This window comes from Paracoccus aestuariivivens (assembly GCF_009711225.1).
In the GTDB taxonomy this organism is placed as follows: domain Bacteria; phylum Pseudomonadota; class Alphaproteobacteria; order Rhodobacterales; family Rhodobacteraceae; genus Paracoccus; species Paracoccus aestuariivivens.
This window is the reverse complement of the sequence record NZ_WMIE01000019.1, coordinates 58,922-64,921: the sequence shown is the minus strand read 5'-3', so window position 1 is coordinate 64,921 and position 6,000 is coordinate 58,922. Positions and strand designations below refer to the sequence as shown.

Annotated in this window: 6 protein-coding genes; all 6 read right to left on the bottom strand. The window is 62.6% G+C overall.

All coding sequences use genetic code 11. From position 1 onward, the window contains the following. Positions 1 to 135: 135 nt before the first annotated feature. Positions 136 to 714: a class I SAM-dependent methyltransferase gene (locus GL286_RS18685; RefSeq protein WP_155097091.1), complete on the bottom strand. Its 579-nt coding sequence runs from the start codon at positions 712 to 714 to the stop codon at positions 136 to 138. A gap of 310 nt (positions 715 to 1,024) precedes the next feature. Then, a complete protein-coding gene (locus GL286_RS18680) occupies positions 1,025 to 2,059 on the bottom strand; it encodes a LacI family DNA-binding transcriptional regulator (RefSeq protein ID WP_211596421.1) in 1,035 nt (344 codons plus the stop codon). Positions 2,060 to 2,125: 66 nt separating this feature from the next. Beyond that, the gene (locus GL286_RS18675; RefSeq protein ID WP_155097090.1) at positions 2,126 to 3,631 is read right to left on the bottom strand and encodes a tripartite tricarboxylate transporter permease; all 1,506 of its coding nucleotides are present in this window, start codon (positions 3,629 to 3,631) and stop codon (positions 2,126 to 2,128) included. Positions 3,632 to 3,634: 3 nt separating this feature from the next. Beyond that, on the bottom strand, positions 3,635 to 4,096 hold the full coding sequence (locus GL286_RS18670) for a tripartite tricarboxylate transporter TctB family protein (protein WP_155097089.1): 462 nt from the start codon (positions 4,094 to 4,096) through the stop codon (positions 3,635 to 3,637). Between the two features lie 65 nt (positions 4,097 to 4,161). Next, entirely contained in the window at positions 4,162 to 5,139 is a 978-nt protein-coding gene (locus tag GL286_RS18665) for a Bug family tripartite tricarboxylate transporter substrate binding protein (protein WP_155097088.1), read from the bottom strand. Positions 5,140 to 5,342: 203 nt separating this feature from the next. Then, on the bottom strand, positions 5,343 to 5,963 hold the full coding sequence (locus tag GL286_RS18660; protein ID WP_155097087.1) for a GntR family transcriptional regulator: 621 nt from the start codon (positions 5,961 to 5,963) through the stop codon (positions 5,343 to 5,345). Between the last annotated feature and the right edge of the window lie 37 nt (positions 5,964 to 6,000).

Here is a 6,000-nt window from a genome sequence, read left to right as displayed (position 1 = left end):
GCATTCGGTCTCTCCCCCATTCTTGAGGCTCGGCACCAGCCGACCTGGTGCAACCCTCGAACGGAGAATGCCGCGGGAGAGGCCGCCAACCCAGTCAGCTCACCTCCCGATCATCGGGTCTAAGGGGATGTGGGATTAGGCCTGCATCGTGAAGTGCAGATGCGGCGTGCTGGCGTCATGTTCGGCAAGGGCGAAGTCGCGATGCCTTTGCATATGGCGGATGAAGTCGCGCGAGGCCTTCTCGCCTTTCAGGCGCGTGCTGTTGGTCAAGGGATCGCTGATCAGGACGATTTCACCGTGCGGTGCCAGCGCCTGCGAGCAATTAGCGGCCATGCGGCGGATATCTGTCGGCGTGAAGTGATGCAGCACGCCCCCCAGCACGATAAGATCGAAACTCCGCTTGGGCCAGCAATGCGGCACAGTTCCTTGCCGGACGCGGGCATGGGAAATTCCGGCAAGCTGTTCGCGCGCGTGCAGGACCGCGCCCTCGGAGCAATCCACCCCTAGGAAGCGGTCGGCGCGGCGGGTCAATTCGCGGCTTAGAAGGCCGGTAGCGCAGCCGACCTCCAGCACATCCGAATAATGGCGACGGGTCAGATGTTTCAGGATATCGCGGCGCAGGGCGCATTGCCTGCGGCTGCATGGGTTGGTGAGGGTATCGGGACGGAACGATTGAAGCGGCCGGAAATCGCTGGTGCTGGCAATGGCGTTCATGATTTGGATATCCTGATCGAAAATTCTTGGGATCTTGGGAAATGCGGTTGGTCTGCGAAGGCTGGGCCGGGGCGGACCGGTGACCGGAAATGGGTCAGTCGCGCGGGGCAGGCGGGACGTGCCAGCGCACCCTACGCGAAAAATGCGGCGGCTGTTTTGCGCGGCTCATGGTGGTCTTCGGCATCTGTTGGTCGCTGTTCAGTCATTCCGGATCCGGAAAAGGTCCGGTTCGAGCTGTTCCAACCCCGCGACCACGGAATGGTTGCAAGTTCCGTCGGGTCAAAATCCGGACGGGCGGAAAGTCGCCGGATCAGACCGTCGCGCGTTCGACGATGCGGAAGCCCAGATCGACGACGCGATTTTCGGGCTCGCGACCCTCGATCCGGTCGATGAGCAGCCGCGCCGCCTCGTCTCCCATCAGGGCGCGGTCGATATTGAGCGTGGTCAGGGGCGGCACGATCTGGGCCGCGAAATCCTGATCGCCAAAGCCCATGACTGCGATCTGACCGGGCACGTCGATGGCGCGGACCGAGGCCTCGACCAGAACGCCATGCGCGATCAGGTCCGAGCTGCAGAATATCGCCCCTTTATCGAAACCCTGCGCCAGCAAGGATGCAAACGCCTTGCGCCCTTCGCCGATGCTGGCGGGTCCGGGCAGGTGGTGACAAAGGGCCGCGGGCAATCCCGCCGCCGAGATCGCCGCGCCGAAGATGCCTTCGCGCGACAGCGCGCGTTCGTCATTGGCCGAGATAACGGCGAAACGCCGATATCCCTTGCAAAGCAGGTAATCGGCGACATGCTGCGTGCCTTTGCTGTGCGAAAAACCCACACAGAAGTCGATCGGGTTGTCGTGCAGATCCCAGACCTCGGCCACGGGAATGGCGGCGGATTTCAGGCGCAGGCGGCAGATTTTCGAATGCGAAACGCCGGTCAGCAGGATTCCGTCAGGCCGTCTGGCCAGAGCCATTTCGACCAGACGTTCCTCTTCCTCGGTGGAAAAGCCGCTTTCGAACACCATGGTCTGATAGCCGGCATCCCGCGCCCGCGCCGAGAATACCCGCAAGAAGGACGTATAAACCACATTGCTGAGCATGGGGACGATGGCGGCCAGCAGATGGGTTTTGCGTGACACCAGACTGCTTGCGACCATGTTGGGAACATAGCCGGTTTGGCGCACCGCTTCCATGATGCGGGCCAGCGTCTCGGGTTGCAGCATCTCGGGGTGGTTGAACGCCCGCGAGACCGTCGGCTGCGTCACCCCCGCAAGGCGCGCGATCGAGGCCATCGTCACCTTTTGGGACGAGGCGTTCGGCGCCACACGCGGGGTCGGGTCGTTCTTGCTCATGTTGCGCCTCTGGTTTGCAGAGACTTTTCGCCAAGGGCGGGCCTGACTGCAAGCCCGCCCGAAGGATTACTCTTCCTCCTGGAAGGCTTCCTCGCGCTTGTTGCGGATCGCGGGAAGCAGGATGCTGATCAACAGCGCCGCAGCCACGAACAGCAGCCCCGCACTGATCGGACTGGTGAAGAAGCCCGTCGGGTCGCCCTTTGATATCAGCATGGCGCGTCGCAGATGTTCTTCCAGCATGGGACCTAGCACGAAGCCCAGCAACAGCGGCGCGGGTTCGCAATCCAGCTTGCGCAGGACATAGCCCGCCACGCCGAACAGGGCCATCAACCAGATGTCGAAGGTCGCGTTGTTGATGCTGAACACGCCGATGACGCAGAAGAAGACGATGCAGGGATACAGGAAGTGATAGGGAATCCCGATCATCCGGACCCATAGCCCGATCAGCGGCAGGTTCAGGACCAGCAGCATGACGTTGCCGATCCACATCGACACGATCAGCCCCCAGAACAGCGCGGGTTGCTCCGAGATCACCGAGGGGCCCGGCTGGATGCCTTGCATGATGAGCGCCCCGATCATCAGGGCCATCGTGGGGTTCGACGGGATGCCCAGCGTCAACATCGGAATGAACGAGGTCTGGGCCGCGGCGTTATTGGCCGATTCCGGTCCTGCCACGCCCTCGATAGCACCGTGACCGAAGCGTTCGGGCTGGCGCGAGACCTTTTTCTCCAATGCATAAGCCGCGAACGAGGCCAGCATGGCTCCGCCGCCGGGCAGGATGCCAAGGACCGAGCCGATGGTGGTTCCTCGTGCCACGGGGGCCATGATCCGGCGCAGATCGGCGCGGGTCGGCATCAGCCCTTCGACCTTGCGCGACAGCATGGTGCGCGTGGTCTCGTTTTCAAGGTTCACAAGGATTTCGCCGATGCCGAACATGCCCATCGCGACGACGACGAAACTGATCCCGTCGGCCAGTTCGAAACGGCCAAAGGTGTAGCGCAAGGTGCCGGAGTTCACATCGGTGCCGATCAGGCCCAGAAGCAGGCCCAGCACGATCATGCCGATCGCGTGCAGAAGCGATCCGCTGGCCAGCACGACCGAGGCGACCAGCCCCAGCACCATCAGCGAGAAATACTCACGCGGTCCAAAGGCCAGCGCGATATTGGACAGGGCCGGAGCGATGAATGCGATAACGACGGTCGCAATCGTGCCCGCGATGAATGACCCGATGGCCGCCGTGGCCAATGCCTTGCCCGCATGACCCTGCCGCGCCATCTGGTAGCCGTCCAGTGCCGTGACCACGCTCGAGGATTCTCCGGGCAGGTTTACAAGGATCGCCGTGGTCGAGCCGCCATATTGCGCGCCGTAGAAAATTCCCGCGAGCATGATCATCGCGGTTTCGGGGGACAGACCGAAGGTGACAGGCAGCAGCATCGCGATGGTCGCGACCGGCCCCAACCCGGGCAGAACGCCGATGGCGGTTCCCAGAAACACACCGATCAGGCAGTAGGCGAGGTTCCAGAAGCTGAAGGCGGTGGCGAAACCCAACCCCAGATTTGAAATCAGTTCCATGGCTCAGGCTCCGAACAGGCTGCCAAGGATCGGCAGCGGGACGCCCAGCCCCATTTGGAAGACAAGGACGCAGAAAGCGGTCAGCAGAGCCAATGCGCCAAGCGCAGGCAGGGAAATGCGGAACAACCTGCTGGCCGAGGCCGCCAGAAGGCACATCAGCGGCACGGCGATCAGCGTGCCCAGAAAGCGGACGCTGGCCGCGAAAATAAGGGTCGAGCCGACGACAAGGATCAAGGGCCGCAACTGGATGCGCCCGACGGCCTCGCCCTTGGACGTGAAGGACCGCAGGATCGACGCGAGGCCGATCAGGATCAGAATGCCGCTTAACACGGTCGGAAAATAGCCCGCGCCCATGCGCGCAGCGGTTCCCATTTTGTAGTCCTGCGCGATGACCAGCGCGGCAAGGCCAATCGCGACATAGACGCTTCCGGCCCAGAAATCTTTGCTTTGGAAATTCGAAGTCATGTTCCCCCCGATGAGGTGCGAATGAACGGACCATGCCGCCCGATTTCGGGCGGCATGGGACGGGTTCACTGCTCGGGCTGGATGTTGCCGTCCTTGATCACCTTGGACCAGCGACCGATCTCGTCAGCCACGAAGGCATCGGCTGCGGCGGGGTCATTGGCGACGACGGTAAAGCCCATCTTGGCGAATTGCTCGGTCACGGCGGGGGTTTTCAGCGCCGAGGTCAGCCCTTCGGACAGCTTCGCCTTGACCTCGGGGGGAAGGCCCTTCGGCGCTGCGAAGGCCTGCCACGAATAGACCTCCAGGCCGTCATAGCCCAGTTCCTTCATCGTGGGGATGTCGGGAAAATCGGGCGAACGTTCGTCGGCGGTGATGGCCAGAAGCTCCATTTTTCCTTCGCGGACATAGTTCGCGATATTGCCAAGGTTCTGGAACGATACGTCGGCATGACCGCCCATGATGTCGGTCTGGGCAGGCCCGCCGCCTTTATAGGGAACGTGGATACCCGTAGTTTCGCTGACCTGCCAGAACAGTTCCGCCGTCAGGTGGTCCGACGATCCGGTGCCGGACGAGGCGAAGGTCAGGGTATCCGGCTCGGCCTTGAGCTTGGCGACGAGTTCCTCGACGGTCTTGGCGCCCAGTCCCGGACGGGTCACCAGCGCGTTCGGTGTGCGAACGGCGATGGTCAGCATCTCGAGATCCTTGCGCGGGTCGTATTCCAGATCCGAGCGCAGGGCCGGATTGATCCCGAAAGTGCCGATCGAAGCCGCGATCAGGGTGTATCCGTCCGGCGCGCTGCGCGCGACCGAGGCGGCCCCCAGCGCGCCGTTCGCGCCCGGCTTGTTCTCGACGACGATGGATTCGCCGAAACCCGGTTGCATGGTCTGGCTGGTGACGCGGCCGATCGTGTCGCTGGCCCCACCTGGCGGGAACGGAACGATCAGGGTGACGGGTTTGCTGGGATAATCCTGCGCGGCCAAAGGGCCGGCCAAGGCGCCGCAGGCCAAAGCTAGGCCAGCAGCCACCGAAATAATGCGGTTCATGTCTTCCTCCCTAAGCGATGCATGCAGCTATGCAGAGCAATGCATTCGTATGCATCATTGGTGCGTACCGCGCGAATCGTCAAGCGGGATCGCATTGCTTGGTGATTGCACGGATGAACGGCGACCGCGGGGTTTGTGAATGCCTTAGATGAGGGTGGCGCTGTCTTGGATAGTTAGAGGACTATGTCGTGACGCTGCGCGGTTCAGTCCTTGGCAAGTAGTTCCGAAATCGCATGCAACGACCGCGCCATATGCGTTCGCATCAGGGCTGCTGCGCGTTCACCGTCACGCGCCGTGATCGCCCGCAGGATATCGTCATGTTCTTCGCGTGACCGGTCGATGCGGTCGCTGCGGATGCGGAAACTGGCGTCGCGCCAAGGCAAGCTGCGGCGTTCAAGGTCCGTGGCAAGCGACGTCAGTACCTGATTGCGCGCGCCTGCCCGTAAAGCCGCATGAAAGCGCGAGTTCAATCGGGCGTAATCGTTGGCGTCATCCGTCAGAATGGTGGCAAGGGCGCTGATCTCGATCTCGGTCATGCGACGGGCAGCCAGACCGGCGCAGGTCGCCTCGATCTCGCCAAGGGCTTCGAACAACTCGGCCAGATCGGCGACTCCCATCCGGCGCACGATAAAGGCGCGCCGCGCACCGCGCTCGATCAGGCCCTCGGTCGAAAGACGGTGCAACGCCTCGCGGACCGGAGTGCGCGAAACACCGAATTCAGCGGCGATGGCCGCTTCGGCCAAGGGGGCGCCGGGTCGCAATCCGCCCGAAATGATGCGTTCGGACAGCAGGGCGTGGATGTGATCGGCAGAACGTTCGCTCATCGACACGGCATCCCGATTAATGTGTATACTTACGACG